Annotated in this window: 22 protein-coding genes; 14 read left to right on the plus strand and 8 right to left on the minus strand. The window is 69.4% G+C overall.

Annotation, left to right across the window (positions count from 1 at the left end):
* Positions 1–17 precede the first annotated feature (17 nt).
* Both ACFU5V_RS20170 and gluA read right to left on the minus strand, forming a co-directional pair.
* Entirely contained in the window at positions 18–851 is an 834-nt protein-coding gene (locus ACFU5V_RS20170; protein WP_378440586.1) for a glutamate ABC transporter substrate-binding protein, read from the minus strand.
* An 82-nt stretch (positions 852–933) separates the two neighbouring features.
* Positions 934–1,662, minus strand: a complete 729-nt coding sequence (gene gluA, locus ACFU5V_RS20175) for a glutamate ABC transporter ATP-binding protein GluA (RefSeq protein ID WP_087555993.1) — start codon at positions 1,660–1,662, stop codon at positions 934–936.
* Positions 1,663–1,872: 210 nt separating this feature from the next.
* On the opposite strand from gluA, the gene miaB reads away from it, so the two are divergent.
* Positions 1,873–3,390, plus strand: coding sequence for a tRNA (N6-isopentenyl adenosine(37)-C2)-methylthiotransferase MiaB (gene miaB / locus ACFU5V_RS20180; RefSeq protein ID WP_378440588.1), 1,518 nt, complete (start codon positions 1,873–1,875; stop codon positions 3,388–3,390).
* The gene (locus tag ACFU5V_RS20185; RefSeq protein ID WP_378440590.1) at positions 3,387–3,986 is read left to right on the plus strand and encodes a hypothetical protein; all 600 of its coding nucleotides are present in this window, start codon (positions 3,387–3,389) and stop codon (positions 3,984–3,986) included. The genes miaB and ACFU5V_RS20185 overlap by 4 nt, the downstream gene beginning before the upstream one ends.
* Positions 3,987–3,992: 6 nt before the next feature.
* Here the strand turns inward: ACFU5V_RS20185 and ACFU5V_RS20190 are convergent, their stop codons facing one another.
* Positions 3,993–5,378 carry a DUF349 domain-containing protein gene (locus tag ACFU5V_RS20190; RefSeq protein ID WP_378440592.1) on the minus strand — a complete coding sequence of 462 codons (1,386 nt, stop codon included), beginning with the start codon at positions 5,376–5,378 and terminating at the stop codon, positions 3,993–3,995.
* Between the two features lie 203 nt (positions 5,379–5,581).
* Between ACFU5V_RS20190 and ACFU5V_RS20195 the strand changes: the two genes are divergently transcribed.
* The 7 genes from ACFU5V_RS20195 to ACFU5V_RS20225 all read left to right on the plus strand — a co-directional run bounded on the left by ACFU5V_RS20195 (position 5,582) and on the right by ACFU5V_RS20225 (position 12,989).
* Positions 5,582–6,298, plus strand: a complete 717-nt coding sequence (locus ACFU5V_RS20195; RefSeq protein WP_378440594.1) for a class III extradiol dioxygenase subunit B-like domain-containing protein — start codon at positions 5,582–5,584, stop codon at positions 6,296–6,298.
* Positions 6,295–7,224 carry a tRNA (adenosine(37)-N6)-dimethylallyltransferase MiaA gene (gene miaA, locus ACFU5V_RS20200; protein ID WP_378440596.1) on the plus strand — a complete coding sequence of 310 codons (930 nt, stop codon included), beginning with the start codon at positions 6,295–6,297 and terminating at the stop codon, positions 7,222–7,224. Before ACFU5V_RS20195 ends, miaA begins: the two co-directional genes overlap by 4 nt.
* Positions 7,221–8,069, plus strand: coding sequence for a TrmH family RNA methyltransferase (locus tag ACFU5V_RS20205; protein ID WP_378701418.1), 849 nt, complete (start codon positions 7,221–7,223; stop codon positions 8,067–8,069). The genes miaA and ACFU5V_RS20205 overlap by 4 nt, the downstream gene beginning before the upstream one ends.
* A 37-nt stretch (positions 8,070–8,106) precedes the next feature.
* Positions 8,107–8,976 (plus strand): diaminopimelate epimerase, encoded by an 870-nt coding sequence (dapF, locus tag ACFU5V_RS20210; protein ID WP_378701421.1) that lies wholly within the window; start codon positions 8,107–8,109, stop codon positions 8,974–8,976.
* Positions 8,977–9,034: 58 nt separating this feature from the next.
* Entirely contained in the window at positions 9,035–10,489 is a 1,455-nt protein-coding gene (hflX, locus tag ACFU5V_RS20215) for a GTPase HflX (protein ID WP_072942400.1), read from the plus strand.
* On the plus strand, positions 10,482–11,597 hold the full coding sequence (locus tag ACFU5V_RS20220) for a hypothetical protein (RefSeq protein WP_378701423.1): 1,116 nt from the start codon (positions 10,482–10,484) through the stop codon (positions 11,595–11,597). Before hflX ends, ACFU5V_RS20220 begins: the two co-directional genes overlap by 8 nt.
* A 69-nt stretch (positions 11,598–11,666) precedes the next feature.
* Positions 11,667–12,989, plus strand: coding sequence for an alpha/beta hydrolase (locus ACFU5V_RS20225; protein ID WP_378701425.1), 1,323 nt, complete (start codon positions 11,667–11,669; stop codon positions 12,987–12,989).
* A gap of 15 nt (positions 12,990–13,004) precedes the next feature.
* Here ACFU5V_RS20225 and ACFU5V_RS20230 read toward each other — a convergent pair whose 3' ends face one another.
* The 4 genes from ACFU5V_RS20230 to ACFU5V_RS20245 are packed head-to-tail and all read right to left on the minus strand — an operon-like array spanning position 13,005 to position 17,177.
* Positions 13,005–13,262, minus strand: coding sequence for an HPr family phosphocarrier protein (locus ACFU5V_RS20230; RefSeq protein WP_005261132.1), 258 nt, complete (start codon positions 13,260–13,262; stop codon positions 13,005–13,007).
* Between the two features lie 48 nt (positions 13,263–13,310).
* Positions 13,311–15,416, minus strand: coding sequence for a fructose-specific PTS transporter subunit EIIC (locus ACFU5V_RS20235; protein ID WP_378701428.1), 2,106 nt, complete (start codon positions 15,414–15,416; stop codon positions 13,311–13,313).
* Between the two features lie 16 nt (positions 15,417–15,432).
* A complete protein-coding gene (gene pfkB, locus ACFU5V_RS20240; protein WP_378701430.1) occupies positions 15,433–16,413 on the minus strand; it encodes a 1-phosphofructokinase in 981 nt (326 codons plus the stop codon).
* Entirely contained in the window at positions 16,410–17,177 is a 768-nt protein-coding gene (locus ACFU5V_RS20245; protein ID WP_378440375.1) for a DeoR/GlpR family DNA-binding transcription regulator, read from the minus strand. Before ACFU5V_RS20245 ends, pfkB begins: the two co-directional genes overlap by 4 nt.
* A gap of 197 nt (positions 17,178–17,374) precedes the next feature.
* Here ACFU5V_RS20245 and ptsP point away from each other — a divergent pair, with 197 nt between their 5' ends.
* From ptsP to ACFU5V_RS20260, 3 genes are all read left to right on the plus strand, one after another.
* Complete coding sequence (gene ptsP / locus ACFU5V_RS20250) at positions 17,375–19,045, plus strand: phosphoenolpyruvate--protein phosphotransferase (RefSeq protein ID WP_378701432.1); 1,671 nt, start codon at positions 17,375–17,377, stop codon at positions 19,043–19,045.
* An 82-nt stretch (positions 19,046–19,127) separates the two neighbouring features.
* On the plus strand, positions 19,128–20,465 hold the full coding sequence (locus ACFU5V_RS20255) for a uracil-xanthine permease family protein (RefSeq protein ID WP_378701434.1): 1,338 nt from the start codon (positions 19,128–19,130) through the stop codon (positions 20,463–20,465).
* Positions 20,466–20,592: 127 nt separating this feature from the next.
* The gene (locus tag ACFU5V_RS20260; RefSeq protein ID WP_378440373.1) at positions 20,593–21,735 is read left to right on the plus strand and encodes an acyl-CoA dehydrogenase family protein; all 1,143 of its coding nucleotides are present in this window, start codon (positions 20,593–20,595) and stop codon (positions 21,733–21,735) included.
* A gap of 117 nt (positions 21,736–21,852) precedes the next feature.
* Here the strand turns inward: ACFU5V_RS20260 and lexA are convergent, their stop codons facing one another.
* Positions 21,853–22,584: a transcriptional repressor LexA gene (gene lexA / locus ACFU5V_RS20265; protein WP_378433633.1), complete on the minus strand. Its 732-nt coding sequence runs from the start codon at positions 22,582–22,584 to the stop codon at positions 21,853–21,855.
* 218 nt (positions 22,585–22,802) lie between these two features.
* On the opposite strand from lexA, the gene ACFU5V_RS20270 reads away from it, so the two are divergent.
* Together ACFU5V_RS20270 and nrdR are read left to right on the plus strand one after the other, a co-directional pair.
* Positions 22,803–23,300: a LysM peptidoglycan-binding domain-containing protein gene (locus tag ACFU5V_RS20270; protein ID WP_378433632.1), complete on the plus strand. Its 498-nt coding sequence runs from the start codon at positions 22,803–22,805 to the stop codon at positions 23,298–23,300.
* A gap of 180 nt (positions 23,301–23,480) precedes the next feature.
* Positions 23,481–23,945, plus strand: a complete 465-nt coding sequence (gene nrdR, locus ACFU5V_RS20275; RefSeq protein ID WP_015890458.1) for a transcriptional regulator NrdR — start codon at positions 23,481–23,483, stop codon at positions 23,943–23,945.
* Positions 23,946–23,957 lie beyond the last annotated feature (12 nt).

The following is a 23,957-nucleotide window of genomic DNA, read 5'->3' on the forward strand; positions in this document are numbered from 1 at the left end:
CCGGATGAGTGAGTTGCTCAGTACCGATCGACGGTCGGCGGCGCGGGGATCGGGTAGCCCGACGCGCCGACGGTCTCGTTGAACGCGCGCTCCCACGAACCGTCCGCGATCATCGCCTCGATGGCGTCGTTGATCTTGCCGCGAGTCTCGTCGTCACCCTTGGCCAGGCCGACGCCGTAGCGCTCCTGGGTGAACGGCTGGCCGACCACCTTCAGCTCGCCCGGGTACTGCGCCGCGTAGCCGGCGAGGATGATGTCGTCGGTGGTGACGGCGTCGACGGCACCGTTCCGCAGGGCCTCGACGCACGCGGAGTACGTGTCGAACTCCTGCAACTGCACGTCCTGCGCGTACGTGTCCTTGACCTTCTGCGCCGGGGTGGACCCGGTGACGGAGCACAGCTTCTTTCCGCCGTTGAGCGAATCGGGGCCGGTGATGTCGGTGTTGTCGGACTTCACCAGGAGCGACTGGCCGGCGATGAAGTACGGCCCGGCGAAGTCGACCTTCTCCTTGCGGGCGTCGGTGATCGAGTAGGTGGCGACGATGTAGTCGACCTCACCGTTCTGGATCAACGTCTCGCGCTGAGCCGACGGGGACTCCTTGAACTCGATGTTCTCGGGCGCGACACCCAGCTTGCCTGCGATGTACTCGGCCACCTCGACGTCGAAACCGCTGAAGGAACCATCGGGGTTGCGCAGTCCGAGGCCGGGCTGGTCGTACTTGATACCGACTGTGAGTTTGCCCTCCGACGCGCTCTGGGAGGCGCTCTTCTCTTCACCTCCGCCACAGGCCGATGCGACGACGGCGAGCGCCATGACGCCGATTCCCACACGAATCGAGCGGTTGATCCTCATCGAGTTCCTCCAATTGAAATGACGGGTGTTGCCTGTGGAGCACGGTCGACCGAGAGGGCACCGCAGCGGGTGCCCGCTCCGATCAGTGGCTGAGAATTTTGCCGAGAAAGTCCTTCGCGCGCTCGGATTTGGGCGCGGTGAAGAAGGTGGCGGGCTCGGAGTCCTCGACGATCTGGCCGTCGGCCATGAAGAGAACACGGTCGCCGGCCTTACGGGCGAAGCCCATCTCGTGGGTCACCACGAGCATGGTCATGCCTTCCTTGGCGAGTGAGGTCATGACGTCGAGGACTTCGTTGACCATTTCCGGGTCGAGCGCGGACGTCGGCTCGTCGAACAGCATGACTTTGGGGTTCATGGCGAGCGCGCGGGCGATCGCGACACGCTGCTGCTGACCGCCCGACAACTGCGCCGGGTACTTGTCCGCCTGGTTGGCGATGCCGACCCTTTCGAGGAGTTCGTAGGCCGTCTTCTTCGCGTCGGCGCTGCTCTTCTTCCGCACCTTCACCGGTGCGAGCATCACGTTCTCGAGGATCGTCTTGTGGGCGAACAGGTTGAACGACTGGAACACCATGCCCACGTCGGCGCGCAGCGCCGCCAGGGCCTTGCCCTCGGCGGGCAGCACCTTGCCGTCCACCGCGATCTCACCGGAGTCGATGGGTTCGAGGCGGTTGATGGTCCGGCACAGCGTCGACTTCCCGGATCCCGACGGTCCCAGGACGATCACGACCTGTCCCCGTGGAACCTCGAGGTCGATCTCCTGGAGGACGTGGAGGGCGCCGAAGTGTTTGTTCACCGATTTCATCGAGATCATGGACGGGGCCGCGCCCGTGGAGGGCGTCGGCGTCGCGTCGTCGGCTTGCGTCATAGTCGATGACCCTATGTGCTGGGAGCGGGAGCACCTGTCATTTGCTCCGAGAATCCTCGGGATGTCACGGAAACTTTACTGTCCGGCGTCGGTCGTGTGTCCTGTCGCACACCGGCCGCGACGAGGCGATTTGGCGCGGGCCGTACCCTGGCATACGTGGACACGATCGACCAGACCCCTCACCGCAGCTACGAGGTGCGCACGTACGGCTGCCAGATGAACGTGCACGACTCCGAGCGGTTGTCGGGGCTCCTCGAGGACGCCGGCTACACGAAGGCGGCCGCCGGGCAGTCGCCCGACCTCGTCGTCTTCAACACCTGCGCGGTGCGGGAGAACGCCGACAACAAGCTGTACGGCAACCTGAGCCATCTGGCGCCGGCGAAGGAACTGAATCCCGACATGCAGATCGCGGTCGGCGGGTGCCTGGCGCAGAAGGACCGCGACGTGGTCGTGAAGAAGGCGCCGTGGGTGGACGTGGTGTTCGGCACCCACAACATCGGTTCGCTCCCGGCGCTCCTGGACCGGGCACGCCACAATCATCGGGCCGAGGTCGAGATCCTCGATGCGCTCGAGGCGTTTCCGTCGACGCTGCCCGCCAAACGGGAGTCGGCGTACGCCGGCTGGGTGTCCATCTCGGTGGGATGTAACAACACGTGCACGTTCTGCATCGTGCCCGCGCTGCGCGGCAAGGAGGTCGACCGGCGTCCCGGCGACATCCTGGCCGAGGTGCAGGCACTGGTGAACGAGGGCGTCGTGGAGGTCACGCTGCTCGGGCAGAACGTCAACGCGTACGGCGTCTCCTTCGCCGACCCCGACCAGCCCCGCGACCGCGGCGCCTTCGCCGCGCTGCTGCGCGCCTGCGGCGAGATCGACGGGCTCGAGCGCGTCCGATTCACGTCGCCGCACCCGGCCGAGTTCACCGACGACGTCATCGAGGCGATGGCCGAGACCCCCAATGTGTGCCCCCAGCTGCACATGCCGCTGCAATCCGGTTCGGACCGGATCCTGAAGGCGATGCGCCGCTCCTACCGGAAGTCGCGGTTCCTGGGGATCATCGAGAAGGTCCGCACCGCGATGCCGCACGCGGCGATCACCACCGACATCATCGTGGGCTTCCCCGGTGAGACCGAGGAAGACTTCCAGGACACGCTCGACGTCGTCCGGCAGGCACGCTTCACGAGCGCGTTCACCTTCCAGTACTCCAAGCGGCCCGGCACCCCGGCGGCGGACATGGACGACCAGCTGCCCAAGGCCGTCGTGCAGGAACGGTACGAACGTCTCATCGCGTTGCAGGAACAGATCACACTCGAGGAGAACCAGAAGCTCGTCGGCGCCGAGGTGGAACTGCTCGTCGCTGCCGGGGAGGGCCGCAAGAACGCGGAGACCGCCCGGATGAGCGGGCGCGCCCGCGACGGCCGGCTCGTCCACTTCCGGCCGGAGGGGAACCTCGACGGACACGTCCGGCCCGGCGACGTCGTCACCATCGTGATCAGCGCCGCCGCCCCGCACCACCTCGTCGCGGACACCCCGGTCCTGACCCACCGCCGCACCCGCGCAGGCGACTCGTTCGAGAAGGGCGTCACCCCGAAGACCCCGCCGATCGGCGTGGGACTCGGACTGCCGCAGATCGGTGCGCCCGCACCACTACCCGCTCAGATGGGATGCAACGCATGACCCCGCAGTTCGACGACCAGCGCCACGAGGATCCGAGTGACGCGAACGAGCCGATCGAGAGCTACCTGAAGGATTTCGACGCCGCCGAGAAGAAGGTGGCCGGTGAGATCGACCCCGGGGCGCGTGCGCTCGTCGTCGCCGTCGCGGTGGTCGTGCTGCTCGGTTCGCTGACGTTGCCGCATTCCGGCATCGCCAACGGCTGGGAGGTGCTGGTGTACGGGGACGACGCCCGCGCGGAGACGATCGCGCTGCCGTCGCGGCTGTTCGTGTGGTTCGAGGTGGTGTTCGGGGTCGTCGTGTCGATGCTCGCGCTCGTCACCCGCCGCTGGGCGCTCGCGTGGGTGGCCCTCGCCGGAACCGCCGTGTCCATCGTGTTCGGCATGCTCGCCATCTGGTCGCGGCAGACACCGGCGCCCGGCGTCGAAGCGGCCGGACCGGGCATCGGGCTGGTCATCGGCTGGCTCACCGTCATCGTGCTGACGTTCCACTGGTTGAAGGTGGTCTGGAGCCGGACCGCGCTGCAGCTGGCCGCGGAAGAGGAACGCCGCGCCGCTGCCGCCGAAGCGGAGCGACGCGGCGACTGGAACGTCGGCTGATCGTGCCTACTGGCCGCTGACGGCACCCTCTGCCGCCTCGGCCCATTCGCGCCACTGCTTGGCCTGCGCGAGGGCGCTCTCGGCGTCCTTCGTCTTGCCCGCCGCGGTGGCCTTGGCGGCCTGCTCCTCGAACTGCGTGACCCGCTCACGGAACTGCGCGGCCCGGGCGAGCGCCTCCGGGTCGGTGCGGCGCCATTCCTCGTCGGCGGCGTCGCGGACGCGCTTCTCGATGGCCCGCAGCTTGCCCTCGAGGTCGTGCATCCGCTCGCGGGGCACCTTCCCGATGGCGTCCCACTTCTCCTGCAGGTCGCGCAGTGCGGCCCGCGCCGCGTCGATGTCCTTGGACGGATCGATGTGGCCGGCGTTCTTCAGCAACTCCTCCTTGGCGACCGCGTTCTCCTCGAATTCGGCGTCGCGTTCGGAGGATGCGGCGTTGCGGGCGGCGAAGAACACGTCCTGAGCGCCCTTGAACCGCTTCCACAGGTTGTCGTCGGCTTCCCGGGGTGCGCGTCCGGCGGCCTTCCATTCGGCGAGCAGATCGCGGAAGGCTCCGGCCGTGGGCCCCCAGTCGGTGGAGTCGGACAGTGCCTCCGCCCGCTGGACGAGTTCTTCCTTCTTGGTCTTCGCAGCGGCGCGCTCACGGTCGAGTTCGGCGAAATGCGCGCCGCGTCGCCGGTTGAACGCCTCCCGCGCCTTGGAATACCGCTTCCACAGGGCGTCGTCGACCTTCCGGTCGATCCCGCGGATCGTCTTCCACTCGTCCAGGATCTCGCGCAACCGGTCGCCGGCGGCCTTCCACTGCGTGGACTCGGCACCGATCTGTTCCGCCTCGGCGGCCAGTTCTTCCTTGCGTTCGGTGTGCGCCTGCCGCGACAGTTCCTTCTCGTGCTTGGCGTGGGCGGCCGCCTCGTCGGATCCGGCGATGATGACGTCGAGTCGCGCGGAGAGGGAGTCGATGTCGCCGATCACCGCGGCGGTCGGGAGGGAGTCGGCCAGCGCGACAGCGGCCGCCTTCGTCTTCTTCGCGTCGCCCGCACCGGAATTGAGCCGGGCCTCGAGGAGGGCCACTTCGGTGGCGAGATCGTCGAAGCGCCGACCGAAGTGCGCCAGGCCCTCCGCCGCGTCTCCGGCCTGCCACGACCCGATCTGCCGTTCGCCGTCCGCGGTCTTGACCCACGCGGTGCCGTCGTCGTCGACGCGGCCGAACTCGCTCGGATCACTGTGGGCCGGGGCGGCGACGGCGGGTGCGGAGAGGGCGTGCGTCGGTGTGGGGTGGGGCTTGGGTGCACCCGGTTTTGCGGCGGCACCCGGCTTCGGGACGCTGGGCTTCGGTGTGTCGTGCTGCTGAGCGGCAGGCTCCACGGCGGGCTTCGCGTCGCTGCTGTCGGTCATCGGTTCCTCATCTCTGCCGCGCGTCACGGCTGCCTGAACGCAATACTGGCTCCATACGACCCGGGACGGGTGCTGGCTCCATTCAACCCGGTACGGGCCCTGTGGACTATTGAATCAGGTCGGACGGTCCGTGTTGGTACCGATTGACGGCAGTGCCCGAATCGGATGTCGGGTCCGTGCCAGCGGTCGACTAGCGTGACTGTGTGTTCACCGCTGCCATCCTCGTGCCGTCCCCACCGTTGCTGGTACCCGAACTGACCGGGGCGGCCGCTGCGGAGACGGCGCCGCTGCGGGACGCGGTCCAGGCGGCGGCGAAGGCACTGTCCGCGATCGCCACCGAATGGGTGGCGGTCGGCGCGGCGCCCGCCGCGGCGGAGGTGCGAGCCGACGCGCAGGGCACCTACCGCGGCTACGGCGTCGACGTGCGGGTCACACTGCGGCCCGGTCCCGCCGGCGAGCCCGACCCGGACCTGCCGCTCGCGGTGCTGACGGCCGGGTGGATCCGGGGAACGTGCGCGCCGGACGCCGTCGTCGACGCGAGGGTCCTCGCCGCCGACCTCTCGCCGCAGCAGTGCGCCGCCTACGGCGCGGAACTGCGCGCGTACCTGGACCGGGACCCCGAGCCGCGCGGACTGGTGATCGTCGCGGACGGGGCGAACACACTCACCGCGAAGGCGCCGGGCGCGTTCGACCCCCGCGCGGAAGGCGTGCAGGCCCGCGTCGACGCGGCCCTCGACACCGGCGACCGGGAGGCGCTGCTCGCCCTCGACCCCGCCGAGTGCGCCGCCCTCGGCATCGGTGGGCGCGTCCCGTGGCAGGTCCTCGCCGGCGTGTTCGACGCTGCACCCGCCGCCTGCCGGACGCTGTACAGCGCGGCTCCCTACGGAGTGGGCTACCACGTGGGGGAGTGGCGTCCGTGACCTCACCCGTGCCGATCGCCGTCGTCGGACCGACCGCCACCGGAAAGTCGGATCTCGCGCTGGAGCTGGCCGAACGCCTCGGCGGCGAGATCGTCAACATCGACGCCATGCAGCTGTACCGGGGCATGGACATCGGCACCGCCAAACTCGCCCCGGCCGAACGCCGCGGAATTCCGCATCACCAACTCGACGTGCTCGACGTGACGCAGACGGCCACCGTCGCGAGTTATCAGCAGGCCGCGGTCCGCGACGTGGAGGCCATCGCCGCTCGCGGCGCCGTGCCGGTCATCGTCGGCGGATCGATGATGTACGTGCAGTCGCTGCTCGACGAGTGGAGATTTCCCGCCACCGATGCGTCGGTACGGGCGCGGTGGGAAGCCGTCCTCGCCGAGAAGGGCGTCGCGGCCGTCCACGCAGAGCTGAGCCGGGTGGATCCCGACGCCGCCGCGTCGATCCTCCCCACCGACGGCAGGCGCCTGGTCCGGGCCCTCGAGGTCGTCGAGATCACCGGCAGGCCGTTCGCGGCGTCCGCCCCGCGCATCGGCCAACCGCGCTGGGGCACACACATCGTCGGCGTCGACCGCGACACCGCCGCACTCGACGACCGGATCAGGCTCCGCACCCGGCTGATGTTCGAACAGGGACTCGTCGACGAGGTGCGCGGGCTGATCGACGTCGGACTGCGCGAGGGCGTCACCGCACCCCGGGCCATCGGGTACGCGCAGGTCCTCGCCTGGCTCGACGGCGAATACGACCTGGCCGAGGCCGAGGAACGCACGTTCATCGGCACCCGGCGCTACGTGCGCAGGCAACGGTCCTGGTTCCGCCGCGACCCCCGCATCCACTGGGTCGACGGAAACACCCCCGACCTCGCGGACGCCACGATCCGCACCCTCGACGAGACGCGAACACTGGGAGAACGATGAGCCGAACACCGTCCGCACGGCACCGTCCGGCCTCGTCCGTGCTGGTGACCACCCGCAACGCCCGCTTCCAGCAATGGCAGTCGTACCTCACCAACCGCGCCAAGCGGACGAAGGCGGGACGCTTCCTGATCCAGGGTGTGCGCCCCCTCAACCTCGCCCTGGAACACCACTGGCCCATCGAATCGCTGCTGCACCGCATCGACGGCCCACCGCTGTCCGACTGGGCGCGGGAACTGCTCGCGACCCGATCCGTCGAACAGATCGGTGTCAGCGCCGAACTGATGACCGAACTCGGCGAGAAGACCGACACCGCGCCGGAACTGATCGCGGTCGCGAAGACCCGCGCCCCGCGACTGAAGGACCTGCGGCTGCAGTCCGTCCCCCTGATCGTCGTGTTCGACCGGCCCACCTCACCCGGAAATCTGGGCACCCTCGTCCGCTCCGCCAACGCGTTCGGCGCCGACGCGGTCGTCGTGGTCGGCCACGGCGCCGACCCGTTCGACCCCCGCAGCGTCCGCGCCTCCACCGGATCGCTCTTCGCGATGCCGGTCGTCACCGTGTCGTCCGTCGACGAGATCCTCGCCTTCCGCGAAGCGAGGAGAGCGTCCGGAACCGAACTGCACATCGTCGGGACGGACGAGACCGGTTCCGTCACCATCGACGCCCACGACTTCGGCGGCGGCACCGTGCTCGTGATCGGCAACGAGACCCGCGGGATGAGCGCCGCGTGGCGCAGCGCGTGCGACACGGTCGTCAACATCCCGATCGGGGGCGCGGCCAGTTCCCTCGGCGCCCCCTCCGCCGGCGCCGTCGCCCTCTACGAAATCGCCCGGCAGCGCAGATGAACCGGACCCCCCTCGGCGGTTGGTTAGAGTGGTGCGCATGGATTTCAGCAAGGGACACGGCACCGAGAACGACTTCGTGGTCCTCCCGGATCCCGACGTCCGCATCGATCTGTCCGCCCCTCGGGTGTCGGCGCTGTGCGATCGCAGGCGCGGACTCGGCGCCGACGGAATCTTGCGCGTCGCCAAGGCCGGTGCGCTGGCCGCTGCCGGCGTGCTCGCCGAACTCCCGGACGGCACGTCCGAGGACGACTGGTTCATGGACTACCGCAACGCCGACGGGTCGATCGCGGAAATGTGCGGCAACGGTGTCCGCGTCTTCGCCCACTACCTCCGCTCGACCGGTCTCGAGACGCGCGACGAGTTCGTGGTCGGCAGCCGGGCCGGCGGCAAACCGGTGATCGTGCACTCGGCCGACGGCTCCGTCGGCGAGGTCACCGTCGACATGGGGGTGGTGCGGGACCTCGGAACCAGCGCCGCGACCATCGACGGCAAGGTGTTCAACGGCATCGGCATCGACGTCGGCAATCCGCACCTGGCGTGTGTCGACGCGCACCTCACGGCGGCGTCGCTGTCCGCCCTCGATCTGACCGCAGCACCCGGGTTCGACCCCGGGTTCTTCCCGCACGGCGTCAACGTGGAGATCCTCACCCGCATCGATTCCGGCGCCGTGGACATGCGGGTGCACGAGCGCGGGGTCGGCGAGACCCGGTCGTGCGGTACCGGCACGGTGGCCGCGGCCACCGCCGCACTGCGCTTCGACGGCGCAGAGTCCGGGGAGGTGAACGTCCGCATTCCCGGTGGTCAGGTCATGGTGGCGCTGTCCGGCGGACGGTCGACGTTGCGCGGACCGTCCGTCCTGGTGGCGTCCGGGAACCTCGACGACAACTGGTGGAACGGTCTCGCCTGATCGCCCTGCGCGAAATGCGCGTGCACGCCCTCGACATTCCGTGGGATCATGAGGGTGTATGACGAAAACACATCGCACAGAAGAATCGCCGATCTCCGACTCCACTGAGTTCGCCTACGACGACGGGCGCCCTTCGGTCGGCGAGATGCAACTCGAGGACCGCAGCGCGCTGCGCCGAGTTGCCGGGCTCTCCACCGAGCTCACCGACGTCACCGAGGTCGAATACCGGCAGCTGCGCCTCGAACGCGTGGTGCTCGTCGGTGTCTGGACCCAGGGAACCGCCGCGCAGGCCGAATCCAGCATGGCCGAGCTCGCCGCGCTGGCCGAGACCGCCGGATCGGAGGTCCTCGAGGGCCTCGTCCAGCGGCGGGACAAACCCGACGCGGCCACCTACATCGGGTCCGGCAAGGCCGAGGAGCTCCGCGAGGTCGTCCTCTCCACCGGCGCCGACACCGTCATCTGCGACGGTGAACTCACCCCGGCGCAGCTGACCGCGCTGGAGAAGGTCGTCAAGGTCAAGGTCATCGACCGGACCGCCCTCATCCTCGACATCTTCGCCCAGCACGCCACGTCCAGGGAGGGCAAGGCGCAGGTGGCGCTGGCCCAGATGGAATACATGCTGCCCCGACTGCGCGGCTGGGGTGAATCGATGTCCCGGCAGGCGGGTGGTCGCGCCGGCAGCAACGGCGGTGTGGGTCTGCGTGGTCCCGGTGAGACCAAGATCGAGACGGACCGCCGTCGTATCCGTGAGCGGATGGCGAAGCTGCGTCGCGAGATCAAGGGCATGAAGGCCGCCCGCGACACCAAACGCACCCGGCGTCTGCGCAGCGAGACCCCGTCCATCGCGATCGTCGGATACACGAACGCCGGCAAGTCGAGCCTGCTCAATGCGTTGACCGGATCCGGGGTGCTGGTGCAGAACGCGCTGTTCGCCACCCTCGATCCCACCACCCGGCGGGCGGCTCTGGACGACGGCCGCGAATACGTCCTCACCGACACCGTCGGCTTCGTGCGGCATCTGCCGACGCAGCTGATCGAGGCGTTCCGCTCGACGCTCGAGGAAGTGACGGACGCGGATCTGCTGCTGCACGTCGTCGACGGTTCCGATCCGCTGCCCACGGATCAGATCAAGGCCGTCCACGAGGTGATCACCGAGGTGATCCGGGAGAACGACGCCGCGGCACCGCCCGAGCTGATCGTGGTGAACAAGATCGACGCCGCCGACCCCGTCACGTTGACCCAGCTGCGTGGTCTGCTGCCCGGTGCGTCGTTCGTCTCCGCCCGGACCGGGGAGGGCATCGCCGAGTTGCGGGCACATCTGAGCGACGTCCTGGTCCGCCCGGAGATCGAGGTCAGTGTCCTCCTCCCGTACAACCGGGGAGATCTGATGGCCCGGATCCACTCGGACGGTCAGATCCTCGACTCCTCCCACGAGGAGGACGGCACGCGCGTCCACGCGCGGGTGCCCGAAGCGCTGGCGTCGGCACTGGTCGAGTACAGCGGCAGTGCCTGACCTCTCACGGTGGTCCGCCCGCGTGGCGGTCGCCGTGTTCGCCGCGTGCGCACCGCTCGCCGCGGCGGGAACCGGATTCGCCGAGCCGTTCTTCCGCGACCAGACCGCGGTCGACGCGTCGGAGTTCGGTCCGCTGTGCACTCCCGACGATTCCGCGGCCGGCACCCCGGACGAGGCCTCGCTCGCAGAGCTGTCGGGGCTCGTGTCGGCGGGCGGGCTGCTCTACGCGGTCGGCGACAGCGGGTCCGATCGCGCGGTCGCCGTGATGGACGGGAATTGCGCCGTGCAGCGCTGGCTGCCGCTGCCGGTCGACCCGTACGACGTGGAGGACATGGCGTCCGGCCCCGACGGCCGGCTGTGGCTGGCCGACATCGGCGACAACGGACGCAGGCGCGAGACGGTGGCGTTGATCGCGATGGACCGTGACACGGGCGCCGGAGAACTGCATCGGCTGACGTATCCGGACGGCCCCCACGACGCCGAGACGGTCCTCGTCCAACGCGACGGCACCCCGCTGATCGTCACGAAGGAAGTGTTCGGGGCGGGCAACGTGTACCGGCCCGTCGGGGGTGTCGCCGTCGGCGATCTCGCGAGCCCCGGCCCGACCCCGCTGGAGAAGGTCGGAACGCTGGACGTCTCCGCGACGAACGGCGTCGACGACGCGACCACCGGCAGCGGCACCACGGCCCCGGCCGTGCATTCGACGATGTTCACCGGCGGGGCCGTGTCCGCCGACGGGACGGTCGCCGCCGTGCGCAACTATTCCGACGTGTTCCTGTTCTCCGCTCCGGACGGCGACCTGGCCGCGGCGTTCGCGGCCGGACCCGCCGTGCGCGCTCACGTGCCGGAACAGCCGCAGGGGGAGTCGGTCGCGTTCGCCGACAACGGCGACCTTCTGATCGCCTCCGAGGCCCGGGAGGGGCCTGTCCCACCGATTCGGGTGCTGCCCGGGGCGGTGTCGAGGGTGCAGGAGCAGGCCCGTGCCCAGGCCGTCTCGGACGAGTCGTCGGCGCAGTCACCGGGAACGCAGTGGGGGATCGGCATCGCCGGCGGTGCGGTCGTGCTCGTCGTGGTCGCCGGCTACTTCGTCCGCCGTCGTGCCCGATAGGTCGGATTTGCGAGAAATGTTGCGAGCCTGATTCTTTCGGTGCGCGGCACGATGTGAATACTGGGCGTTGTGCAGGCCCACGAGTTGTTGTCGCGTATCGCCCACCTGTCGCTCGAGCACGGGCGCGCTCAGTGCGCGTCGACGGCGGCCGCGGTGGTGGGCGTCGTCGTGCTGCTGGCGGTGTCTCGTTCCCCGAGGCCCCCGATCGTGGGCGCCGCCGCGGTCGCGGTGCCCGTGACCGCCGTGATCGGAGGCTTCGTGTGGGCGGCGTACCGTCCGCTGCCCAACCAGATCCCCCTCACCGGGTATGCCTGGATCTGGCTCGCCGTCGGCATCCTGGTCCTCGCCGCGGCGCTCCTGCTCCGGAAGCCCGGAGTCCGGCGGTCCGGGGTGATCGCTGTGGCGGGTGCCGTGGTCGCGGCCGCGGCGGTGGGTCAGGTCAACGCGGAGGTCGGCGTCTTCCCGACCGTGGGTTCGCTGGTGGGGCGTCGCGCGCCGGCGGTCGTGGAGCCGGTGTCGTTCGGTGACGTCTCCGGGTTCGAGAATGCCGTGCAGTCGGGGACCCCGATGGACTCGGTGTGGCGACGCCCGGTGCGCACACCCGGCTCCGGCGTGGTGACCGAAGTGGAGATTCCGGGCACCGAGTCCGGATTCGGTGCCCGGCCGGCCGTGCTGTACCTGCCGCCGGCGTACCTGACGTCACCCCGGGCGGTGCTCCCCGTGCTGGTGATGATCGCGGGACAGCCGGGGCGGCCCCAGGACTGGTTCAGCAGTGGACGGCTGGGATCCACCGTGGACGCGTATGCCGCACGGCACGACGGACTCGCACCGGTCGTCGTGGTGGTCGACGCGCTGGGGGCACAGGACGCGAATCCGCTGTGCCTCGATTCGGCGCTCGGCAACGCAGCCACCTACGTGGCCCGCGACGTGCCCGCCTGGATCGAGACGTCCCTGCAGGTGTCGCACGATCCGGCGCAGTGGGCGATCGGTGGATTCTCCTACGGTGGCACCTGCTCGATCCAGCTGGCGGTGAACTATCCGGGGACCTTCCCGACGTTCCTCGATTTCCTCGGTCAAGACGAGCCGTCGCTCGGCGATCACGCGGGGACGGTGGCGGCGACGTTCGGCGGCGACGAGCGGGCGTTCGCGGCGGTCAATCCGGCGGACGTGCTGAAGACACGGCGGTTCCCGGAGTTGACCGGGGTGTTCGTGGCCGGGGCCGCGGACGACGAATACCGCCCGCAGCAGCAGCGGATGTTCGCTGCCGCGCGGGCGGCCGGTCTGAACGTGCGGTACTACGAACTTCCCGGTGGCCATGAGGGCGCCACCTGGAGTGCGGCACTCGAACGCGAGATGGACTGGACCGGCCGTCAGCTGGGGCTCACCAGCTGACGGGCCGGGTACCGGTCAGGCGTCGAGGTCGGCCGCCACGAGCTGCGCGACCTTCTCGACGGCGTCGGCGTCGTCGCTGGTGACCGTGACGTCGGTGCCCTTGGTGGCGCCGAGCGTCATGATGAGCAGTGCGGAACCGGCGTCCACGGGCTCACCGTCGGCCACGGCCAGCGTGACTGGCACACCGGCGGCTGCTACCGCTTCGGCGATGACGGCGGCGGGACGGGCGTGCAGGCCGATGGACGAACCGACGGCGACTGTGGTGCTGGGCATGGACTCTCTCCTCTGTCGGTGGGGGTGGTGCGGGTCGATCTGTTTCTCTTACGCTGCGACTGTCGCAACGTCGGGGTCGAGTTCGGCGTCGGACGCGCCGGGCTTGATGAATTCCTTCGCGCCGACGACGCACAGGGAGGCGACGACGACACCGGCGGCCAGCGACACCAGGAACCACAGCAGGTTGCCGATGGCGAAGAAGACGAAGATTCCGCCGTGCGGCGCGCTGAGGGTGACGTCGAACGCCATGATCAGGGCGCCGGTGACGGCGCCGCCGGCCATCATCGAAGGGATGACGCGCAGCGGGTCGGCGGCGGCGAACGGGATGGCGCCTTCCGAGATGAACGCCGAGCCGAGGAGCCAGGCCGCCTTGCCGTTCTCCCGTTCCGCCTCGCTGAACAGGCTGGGACGCAGGACGGTCGACGCGAGGGCCATCGCCAGCGGCGGGACCATACCCGCGGCCATCACGGCCGCCATGATCCGCAGCGAGGCGGGGTCGTTGACGTTGAGGCCTGCCACGGCGAACGCGTACGCGGCCTTGTTGACCGGGCCGCCGAGGTCGAAGCACATCATCAGTCCGAGAATGATGCCGAGGAAGATGACGGAGCTGCCGGACAGTCCGTTGAGCCAGTCCGTCAGGCCGTTCGTGATCGCGGCGAGGGGCCGGCCGAGGACCAGGAACATGAGTGCGCCGACGATCAGCGTCGCGAACAGCGGGATGATCACCACGGGCATCAGGCCGCGCAACCACTGGGGCACCGGGATCCGGCTGATCCACAGCGCGACCGCACCGGCGATCAGACCGCCGACGAGGCCTCCGATGAATCCGCCGCCGACGAAGACGGCCACCGCACCGGCGGTGAAGCCCGGTGCCAGACCGGGCCGGTCGGCGATCGCGAAGGCGATGTAACCGGCCAGTGCGGGGACGAGGAAGCTGAACGCCAGCGAACCCAGCTGGAACAGTACGGCGCCCAGGTACGTCGTCAGGCCGCCGTCGGGGAGTTGGCCGAGGGAGTTGTTGAGGACGATGTCCTCCGCGGGACCGGAGATCTCGTAGCCGCCGAGCAGGAATCCGAGGGCGATCAGCAGTCCACCCGCGGCGACGAACGGGATCATGTAGCTGACACCGGTGAGCAGCACCTGACGCAGGTGGGTGCCCCAGCCGACCGATCCGGCAGGCTCGTCCGCCGCGCTGCCCGCGCTCCCCGCGTCCACGGTCGCCGCGGACGGGTTCATCCCCGCGCGCAGTGCCTCGGTGATCATGGTGTCGGGCTCGTTGATCGCGCGCTTGACGCCCGACGCCACCACCGGCTTGCCCGCGAAACGCTCCTTGCCCTTCACGCCGACGTCGGTGGCGAAGATGACGGCGGATGCGCCGGCGATCACGCCGGCTGCCAGCGGTGTGCTGCCGCTCGACCCCTGCGTCTCCACGTGGACGACGACGCCTGCGCGTTCGCCGGCGGCGACGAGGGAGTCGGCGGCCATGTAGGTGTGGGCGATGCCCGTCGGGCAGGCCGTGACCGCGACGATGTGCTTCGGTCCCGCCTCGGGCTCCGGTTCCTTCTCCGGGGCGACCGGTTCGGGTGTCGTGGCCGGAGCCGGGGCAGCAGCCGGGGCCGCAGCGGCGGCGGGTGCTGCAGCGGCCGTCGCGGCAGCAGGTGCGGCTGCGGGCGCGGGTGCCAGGACGTCGTTGACCAGGGTGACGATTTCGGCGGGGGTCGTCGCATCACGCAGCGACCCGACGAAGGCCGGACGCACCAGCGCCCGGGCGAGCGAGGACAGCAGCTTCATGTGCTCCGCGCCCGCACCCTCGGGCGCGGCGATGAGGAACACCAGATCGGCGGGTCCGTCGGGGGCGCCGAAGTCGACCTTCGGGGCGAGCCGGGCGAATCCGAGGGACGCCGCGACGACAGCCTCCGAGCGGCAGTGCGGGATCGCGATCCCGCCGGGAAGTCCTGTCGCCGATTGCGATTCGCGCGCGAGCGCGGCGTCGCGGAGCGAGTCCGCCTCGGTGGCGCGACCGGCGTCCGCCAGACGCTGGGAGAGCGCGGAGATCACGTCCTCCTTGGAGACTCCGAGGTCGGTGTCCAGGGAGATCAGATCTTCGCTGATGATCTGCGGCCCCGAATCGCGGTCGGGTGTCGAGTGAGACATGGTGTTTCCTTCTGGTTCAGGCCGGATCGGGGGCGGGGGAGCTGAGGGCGGTGACGGTGACGGCGTCGAGGTCGACGTGTTCGGGGGTCGGCAGGGTGGTGCCCGGGAGGGCGGCCGCCGCGCTGCCGTAGGCGACGGCGGATCGGAGGCAGTCCGCAGGCGATGCGCCGGACAGGTGCGCTGCCAGGTAGCCCGCCAGTGAGGAGTCGCCGGCGCCGACGGTGCTGCGGGCGACGATCGGCGGTGGCGTCGCCCACCAGGCGCCGGCCTCGGTCACGAGCACGGCGCCCGCGGCGCCGAGCGTGGCGAGGACGGCTTCGACCCCACGGTCCACGAGTTGCCTGCCCGCGTGGGCGGTGGCCGTCGGGTCTCCCCGCAGCGCGGACTCCTCGAGCAGGTGCCCGTCGGCGCCGGTGAGTTGCGCGAGTTCCTCGCTGTTCGGCTTCACGAGGTCGGGGCAGGCTGCCGGGAACCGGTCCGCGAGTGCCAGCAGCGGGGCGTCCGACGTGTCGACGGCCACCCGGCACGATGCCGAGCGCAGCGCCTCGACGAGCGTGGCGTACCAGTCGGCCGGGATGCCCGGCGGAAGGGAGCCGGACAGCACCACCCATTCGGCCCGGGACCCGCGTTCGATGATCTCCGACTGCAGGTCGGCGAGGGACCGGGCCGACATCGTGACACCGGGTTCGTTGATCTTGGTGGTGGTGCCGTCGGGTTCGGTGATCGTGATGTTGGTGCGTGCCGAACCGGACGTCGCGACGGTCACGTGCTCGATCCCGTGCTCGGACAGGGCTGTGAGCAGCGGGTCGCCGTCGTTGCCGGGCAGCACCGCGACAGCGTCGACACCGGCGGACGTGAGCGCGCGGGCGACGTTGACACCCTTGCCTCCCGGGTCGTTGTGGGTCGCGGCTGCGCGCAGGACGGTTCCCCGTTCGAGGCGCCCGAGCAGGTTGACGGTGCGGTCGATGCTCGGATTGGCGGTCAGCGTGACGATCATGCGATCACCACCTCGATTCCCTGGTCGTGGAAGTGGGCTCGGTCTGCGGGCGTGATGTCGGCGTCGGTGACGAGGATGTCGACGCTGTGGATGGGGGCGAAGCTCACGAGGTGCTCACGGCCGACCTTCGACGAGTCGGCGACCACGACGACGTGGTTGGCGCAGCGGACCATCGCACGCTTCACGGCGGCCTCCTCGGTGTCCGGTGTGGACAGACCGTGGCCGACGCTGAGCGCATTGGTGCCGATGAACGCGACGTCGACGCGGAGGACGTCGAGGATGCGCAGCGCCTCCTCGCCGACGGCGGCCTGCGTGATCCCGCGAACGCGGCCGCCGAGCATGTGGAGGGTCACCGAATTGAGTCCGGCGAGCCGGGCCGCGATCGGCACCGAGTTGGTGATCACGGTGAGGTCCAGATCGGACGGCAGTTCGGGGATGATGCGCCCGGTGGTGGTTCCCGCGTCGAACAGCACGCTGCCACCGGACGGCGGCAGGTAGGCGGCGGCGCGCTTGGCGATCCGGTCCTTCTGCTCGGCGCGGGTGTGATCGCGCTCCGTCATGCCGGGTTCGGTGACGGTGAGGGAACTCGCGGGCACCGCGCCGCCGTGCACGCGACGGATGTGGCCGAGGCGCTCGAGCAGCGCGAGGTCGCGGCGCACGGTCTCGGTGGTGACGCCGAATGTGTCGGAGAGGTCGGCGACCGACATGCGCCCCCGCTGCGAGATCAGCGTGGTGACCGCTTGCTGGCGTTCTTCCGGATACACCGTGACCCCGTTCCTGTTCTCGTCGATGAAGTGTTCGGTGACGAGATCCGTTATGGTCTGCATCACACGAAATGTTGTGTCATGTTGTTTTACGCCCGAGTGTGTTGACATGTCAAGAGTTGAGAGTAATCTCCGTCACATAGTCGATTCGCATTTCCGACTGTGTGACGACAGAACGAGCCGGCCAGGAGGACCCGATGACCGAAGACCGTGAAATCGTGCGAGGTACGCCGGTGGTACCGGGCATTGCCTACGCGCCGGTGATCTGGCCGGCCCCGCGGCCGGAGGTCGCACCCGGATCCGCCCGGATCGACGAGGCGTCGCGCGACGCGGAGAAGGTCCGCTTCGAGGAGGCGGCAGCCGTGGTGTCGCAGCGACTCCGCGACCGCGCGGCGAGCGTCTCCGGCGCCGCGGCCGAGGTGCTGCAGGCGAACGCGGCGATGGCCGCAGACCGCGGCTGGCTCGGTGCGGCGCAGAAGCTGATCGCCGGCGGAACCCCGGCCGGGGAGGCGGCAGCGGAGGCCACCGAGCAGTTCGTCACCCTGTTCACCAAGATGGGTGGGCTGATGGCCGAACGCGTGACCGACCTGCGTGACATCCGCGACCGCGTCGTCTCCGAACTCCTCGGCCTGCCCGAGCCGGGCATCCCCGTGCCCACGACCCCGTCGATCCTCTGCGCCCAGGACCTCGCGCCCGCCGACACCGCCGGTCTCGATCCGGAGCTGATCGTCGGACTCGTGACCGTTCTCGGCGGCCCGACGAGCCACACCGCGATCATCTCGCGGCAGCTGGGCATCCCGTGTGTCGTCGCGGTGCGTGATCTCGAATCCGTCGTCTCGGGCACGCCCGTGCTCCTCGACGGCTCGGCGGGCGAACTCGTGATGGAACCGGACCCCGTCGAGGCCCGCGCCGCCGTGGAGCACGGGCGCGCCGAGCGGCTCCGCATCCAGTCCTGGGAAGGGCCGGGCCGCACCAACGACGGGCACGCCGTCTCGATTCTGGCCAACGTGCAGGACGGGGCCGGGGCGCGGTCGGCGTCCGGGACCGCCGCCGAGGGCGTCGGACTGTTCCGCACCGAGTTGTGCTTCCTGGACCGCGATTCCGAGCCCGGCGTCGACGAGCAGGCCGAGATCTACGGCGAGGTGCTCGACGCGTTCGCGGGCCGGAAAGTGGTGATCCGGACCCTCGACGCGGGGTCGGACAAGCCGCTGCGCTTCGCCAATCACGCCGACGAGGCGAACCCCGCGCTCGGGGTCCGCGGCATCCGCATCGCCGAACAGAACCCGGGCATCCTCAGCAGGCAACTCGACGCCGTCGCCGCCGCGGCGAAGCAGACGCAGTCGCAGCCGTGGGTGATGGCGCCGATGATTTCGACTCCCGCCGAGGCCGAATCCTTCGCGGCCGAGGTCCGCGCCCGCGGTCTCGTGCCCGGGGTGATGGTCGAGGTGCCTGCCGCGGCGTTGCTGGCCGACCGCCTTCTGCGTCACGTCGACTTCCTGTCCATCGGCACGAACGACCTCGCGCAGTACACGATGGCCGCCGACCGGATGTCGTCCGATCTGGCCTCGCTCACCGATCCCTGGCAACCGGCCGTTCTCGCGCTCGTCGCGCGCACGGCCGAGGCCGGCGTCGCGGCGGGCAAACCGGTCGGTGTCTGCGGCGAGGCCGCCGCCGATCCGCTGCTCGCCTGCGTCCTGATCGGACTCGGTGTCACGTCGCTGTCCTGCGCCGGTGCTGCCGTGTCCGGTGTGGGGGCGAAGGTGGGATCGGTCACGCTGGACGACTGCCGCCGGGCCGCCGAGGACGTGCTCGCCACCAGCGATCCCGCGGAGGCACGAGCCGCGGCGGTGCGGGTGCTGGGCGCGTAGTCCCGGTTTCCGGTCACGATTGTCGTCCGGATCCGGTCCCGAGGGCGCGACACTCGCAGATCGTGCCTACGATTGGCCAACTGTGACGAAACGAGAAACCGGCGCACCCGACACCCCCGACGGTCCGGTCGGCGGCGCTGACGGCCCGTCGTCTACCACGCGCGCGTTCGGGTGGACACTGCACGGCGACGGCAGGCGGATCGGCGAGGGTGAGGTGGTCGCTCCCGGCGAGCGCCTCACCTGGCCGCGCACGGTCGGAATCGGGATGCAGCACGTCATCGCGATGTTCGGCGCCACCCTCCTGGTGCCGACGATCACCGGGTTCCCGGTCACCACGACGCTGCTGTTCTCGGGTATCGGGACGGTTCTGTTCCTGCTCATCACCCGCGGTCGCATCCCGAGCTATCTGGGGTCGTCGTTCGCATTCATCGCGCCGCTGACGGCGTCGCAGAGTTCCGGTCCCGCAGCGCAACTCGGCGGTGTCGCGGCCGCGGGACTGCTGCTGCTCGTCATCGGTGTCGCGGTGAAGCTGGCCGGGTCGCGGGTCATCGACGCGGTGATGCCGCCCGTCGTCACCGGCGCGGTGGTGGCGCTGATCGGGCTCAATCTCGCACCCACCGCGGTGGATTCGTTCGAGTCGCAACCGCTGATCGCCGGGGTCACCCTGCTCGCGATCCTGCTCGTGACCGTCCTCGGCCCGGGGTTGCTGGGCCGCCTCGGCATCCTCGTCGGCGTCGTCGTCGGCTGGGTGTTCGCCGCCGTGATCGGCGGTCTCGCGGAGGAGCGGGTGACGGCGTTGCGGGACGCGGCCTGGTTCGGTGTGCCCGAACTGCGGGGACCGACGTTCGAATGGTCCGTCATCGCGCTGACCCTGCCGGTGGTGATCGTCCTGATCGCCGAGAACGTCGGCCACGTCAAGGCGGTGTCGGCCATGACGGGTCGTTCCCTCGACGACGTCGCCGGCGACGCCCTCGTCGCGGACGGACTGGCCACCACCCTCGCCGGATTCGGTGGTGGTTCCGGAACCACCACCTACGCCGAGAACATCGGCGTCATGGCCGCGACGCGGGTGTACTCCACCGCTGCCTACTGGGTTGCCGCCGCCACGGCCGTGGTTCTCGCGTTCTCGCCGAAGTTCGGGGCCCTCGTGTTCACGGTGCCGAACGGTGTCATCGGCGGCGCCACCCTCGTGCTGTACGGGCTGATCGGCGTCCTCGGTGTGCGCATCTGGATGGACGCCGACGTCGACTTCACCGATCCCGTGAACCTCACCGTGGTCGCCGCGGCGCTCGTCGCCGGCATCGGCGACCTGACTCTGACGATCGGATCGGTGGAACTGGGCGGCATCGCGTGGGGTTCGGTGGGCATCCTCGTCGCCTACCCGGTGATGCGCTGGCTCGCGCGGTTCCGCAGGCCCTGACCCCGGTGACCGGATGGGTCACGAATCCCGATCACCTGGGTCATTCACCCTGTAGGTTCTCGCCTCTACCGTCGAACGAGACGTATCTCGAACGAGACGTAACAGACAGTTGATACGAGGAGTCGGCGTGGAGCGCACCCTGTTCGAACCGGAGCACGAACTGTTCCGGGAGTCGTACCGCAAGTTTCTCGCACAGCACGCCGAGCCGAACCACGCCAAGTGGGAAGAGCAGAACATCGTCGACCGCAGCCTGTGGGTCGAGGCCGGAAAACAGGGTTTCCTCGGCATGGCCGTGCCGGAGGAGTTCGGCGGCGGTGGCGTGCGCGACTTCCGGTACAACGCGATCATCACCGAGGAGACGACCCGAGGTGGCTACAGCGGCATCGGCTTCACCCTGCACAACGATGTCGTCGCACCGTATCTGCTCGACCTGAGCAACGAGGAGCAGAAGCAGCGGTGGCTGCCCGGCTTCGCGTCGGGTGAGCTGATCACGGCGATCGCGATGACCGAGCCGGGGACCGGCAGCGACCTGCAGGGCATCAAGACACGCGCCGTGCGCGACGGCGACGACTGGGTCCTCAACGGTTCCAAGACGTTCATCACCAACGGCATCAACGCCGACCTCGTGATCGTCGTCGCGTGTACCGATCCCGACAAGGGGGCGCAGGGATTCAGCCTCCTGGTGGTCGAACGGGACATGCCGGGCTTCGAACGCGGCCGCAACCTCGACAAGATCGGAATGAAGGCGCAGGACACCGCGGAGTTGAGCTTCACCGACGTTCGCGTCCCCGCCGCCAACCTTCTCGGTGAGGAGGGCATGGGATTCCTCTACCTGATGAAGAACCTCCCGCAGGAACGGCTGTCGATCGCCGTGGTGGCCGCCGCCGCAATGGAATCGGCGCTGGACATGACGATCCAGTACTGCCGCGACCGGAAGGCCTTCGGAAAGTCGATCGGCAGCTTCCAGAACACGCGCTTCGTGCTCGCCGAACTCGCCACGGAGTCGACGGCCGTCCGCGTACTCGTCGACAAGTTCATCGAGCTGCTCAACGACGAGAAGCTGTCGGTGCAGGAAGCGGCGATGGCCAAGTGGTGGACCACCGAGGCGCAGGTCCGGCTGATCGACCGGTGCCTGCAGCTGCACGGCGGCTACGGGTACATGAAGGAGTATCCGATCGCGAAGGCGTACATGGATTCTCGGGTTCAGACCATCTACGGCGGGACCACCGAGATCATGAAGGAAATCATCGGACGCGGACTCGATCTCTGACGAGGCGCGACCTGCGTATCTGCAACGAACTCCGGCCTCCGGCCGTACCGGGGTGGATGCGAGTGGGCCCCACGGCGAATCGCCGTGGGGCCCACTCGTGTCTGCCGACGGCAGTGACTAGATCTTGCGCATGACGGTGACGACCTTGCCCAGAATGACGGCGTCGTTGCCGGGGATCGGATCGAACAGCGGATTGTGAGGCATCAGCCACACGTCGCTGTCGGTGCGCTTGAACGTCTTCACGGTGGCTTCGCCGTCGATCATCGCTGCCACGATGTCGCCGTTGTCGGCCACGTTCTGCTGCCGGACCACCACCCAGTCGCCGTCGCAGATCGCGGCGTCGATCATCGATTCGCCGACGACCTTGAGCAGGAACAGTGAACCCTGGCCGACGAGTTCGCGGGGGAGTGGGAAGACGTCCTCGACGGCTTCCTCGGCGAGAATCGGGCCACCGGCCGCGATCCGGCCGAGGACCGGGACGAACGTGGGCTCCGGCAGGGGGGCGCCAGCGGTGCCGGACTTGACCGCGGCCAACTCGGCGGTGGTGCCGGCGTTCGCTGCGGCACCCGCCGCGACCTCGTCGAGACCGCGCACGTCGACGGCGCGCGGACGGTTCGGGTCCCGGCGGAGGAACCCCTTCCGCTCCAGCGTCCGTAGCTGATGGGCGACGGACGACGTGGAGGTGAGCCCCACGGCGTCGCCGATCTCACGGATGCTCGGCGGGTAACCGCGCTCGTTGACCGACGTGCGGATCACCTCGAGGACACGGCGCTGCCGGTCGGTCAACCCGGCGGCGGAGCCACCGCTCACACGTGGAGTCGAACCGTCGGTCGAGCTGTCGTCCTTCATGGCGAGGTGCCTCCGTCTGTGTGTGTGGATCTTCTCGGTATGGGTCGCATGTGACTGCTGTGCCGCGTGACACGAATCTATCCCGCTTTCCTCGGAGTTTCAAACATCTGTTCGACACGTGTCGCGAGAAGTGGAGACATTGTCGGAGGGCCGTGGTAGAAATCGAACATGTGTTCTTTCGAACGCGTGATCGAACGTCACGAGCAGCGGAGGTACCGATGAGCAACGCAGTTCTCCATCGGCAGGTAGTGCTGAACCGGCAGGCACTCGAGCGGGGTGTCGTCCGTTCCGGCGCCGCACGGTCGTACCGCATCGAACCGCGTCGCCGGCGCACCGACGGGGAGCTGCGTCGTCCGTCGTCCGGCGCCGTGGCGTACCGGCCCACCCACACCGGCGTGTCGCGCGCGGACCACGAACGTGGGGCGAACGACGTCGGCTGGCGCACGATCCTCGCGAGCGTCGTGATCACCGCCGGCGTGTTGTGCGGACTCGTCGGGGTGGCCCAGCTGGCCACCGGCGGCGGTGTGAGCAACACGGCGGCCACCGAGGTCGTACAGGTGCAGCAGGGCGAGAGCCTGGCCGCGGTCGCTGCGCGGATCGCACCGGACATGCCGGTGGCACAGGTGGTCGAGCGGATCATGGAGCTCAATGCCATGTCCAATTCGGCGTTGCATCCGGGCCAGAGTCTGATCGTCCCGTCGTCCGCGACCCGGTGACGGGGGTGGCTCTGCATGACTGTCCCGTCGGGCGGCCGAGTAGTCTCGGAGGCTGTCAGTCCCACCACCGCGTGTGGTCGCGTCGAGATCGTGCATCCGCTGCGTGAATCCGTTTTCGTCGGTTCGCCATCGGGGGAGGCGAACAGTTGCGGCCACGACGGCTACGACGAAGGAATCGCCATGCACTGCCCGTTCTGCCGGCACCCCGATTCACGTGTGGTCGATTCGCGCGAAGCCGACGAGGGACAGGCCATCCGCCGCCGCCGTTCGTGCCCCGAATGTGGTCGACGATTCACCACCGTCGAGACCGCAGTCCTGTCGGTGGTCAAGCGCAGTGGGGTCACCGAACCGTTCAGCCGTGAGAAGGTGGTGCGGGGCGTCCGCCGCGCCTGCCAGGGCCGGCAGGTCGACAACGACGCACTGAATCTGCTTGCCCAGCAGGTCGAGGACGCGGTCCGCGCATCGGGTTCCGCGGAGATTCCGAGCAACGAGGTGGGCCTCGCGATCCTCGGTCCGCTTCGTGACCTCGACGAGGTCGCGTATCTGCGGTTCGCGTCGGTGTACCGGTCGTTCAGCTCCGCCGAGGATTTTGCGCGGGAGATCAAAGAGCTACGCGAACACCGCGAATCCCGGGACGACGCCTGAGCCTGCGCGCAA

This window comes from Rhodococcus sp. NPDC057529, from assembly GCF_042802055.1.
Taxonomy (GTDB): domain Bacteria; phylum Actinomycetota; class Actinomycetes; order Mycobacteriales; family Mycobacteriaceae; genus Rhodococcus_F.

What these genes read in the sequence shown, in the direction of transcription:
- ACFU5V_RS20230 (WP_005261132.1), bottom strand. Translation starts at nt 13,262, where the DNA reads ATGCCCAGCACCACAGTCGCCGTCGGTTCGTCCATCGGCCTGCACGCC.
- ACFU5V_RS20270 (WP_378433632.1), top strand. Translation starts at nt 22,803, where the DNA reads ATGAGCAACGCAGTTCTCCATCGGCAGGTAGTGCTGAACCGGCAGGCA.
- lexA (WP_378433633.1), bottom strand. Translation starts at nt 22,584, where the DNA reads ATGAAGGACGACAGCTCGACCGACGGTTCGACTCCACGTGTGAGCGGT.
- dapF (WP_378701421.1), top strand. Translation starts at nt 8,107, where the DNA reads ATGGATTTCAGCAAGGGACACGGCACCGAGAACGACTTCGTGGTCCTC.
- hflX (WP_072942400.1), top strand. Translation starts at nt 9,035, where the DNA reads ATGACGAAAACACATCGCACAGAAGAATCGCCGATCTCCGACTCCACT.
- ACFU5V_RS20185 (WP_378440590.1), top strand. Translation starts at nt 3,387, where the DNA reads ATGACCCCGCAGTTCGACGACCAGCGCCACGAGGATCCGAGTGACGCG.
- ptsP (WP_378701432.1), top strand. Translation starts at nt 17,375, where the DNA reads ATGACCGAAGACCGTGAAATCGTGCGAGGTACGCCGGTGGTACCGGGC.
- ACFU5V_RS20190 (WP_378440592.1), bottom strand. Translation starts at nt 5,378, where the DNA reads ATGACCGACAGCAGCGACGCGAAGCCCGCCGTGGAGCCTGCCGCTCAG.
- ACFU5V_RS20170 (WP_378440586.1), bottom strand. Translation starts at nt 851, where the DNA reads ATGAGGATCAACCGCTCGATTCGTGTGGGAATCGGCGTCATGGCGCTC.
- pfkB (WP_378701430.1), bottom strand. Translation starts at nt 16,413, where the DNA reads ATGATCGTCACGCTGACCGCCAATCCGAGCATCGACCGCACCGTCAAC.
- gluA (WP_087555993.1), bottom strand. Translation starts at nt 1,662, where the DNA reads ATGATCTCGATGAAATCGGTGAACAAACACTTCGGCGCCCTCCACGTC.
- ACFU5V_RS20205 (WP_378701418.1), top strand. Translation starts at nt 7,221, where the DNA reads ATGAGCCGAACACCGTCCGCACGGCACCGTCCGGCCTCGTCCGTGCTG.
- ACFU5V_RS20235 (WP_378701428.1), bottom strand. Translation starts at nt 15,416, where the DNA reads ATGTCTCACTCGACACCCGACCGCGATTCGGGGCCGCAGATCATCAGC.
- nrdR (WP_015890458.1), top strand. Translation starts at nt 23,481, where the DNA reads ATGCACTGCCCGTTCTGCCGGCACCCCGATTCACGTGTGGTCGATTCG.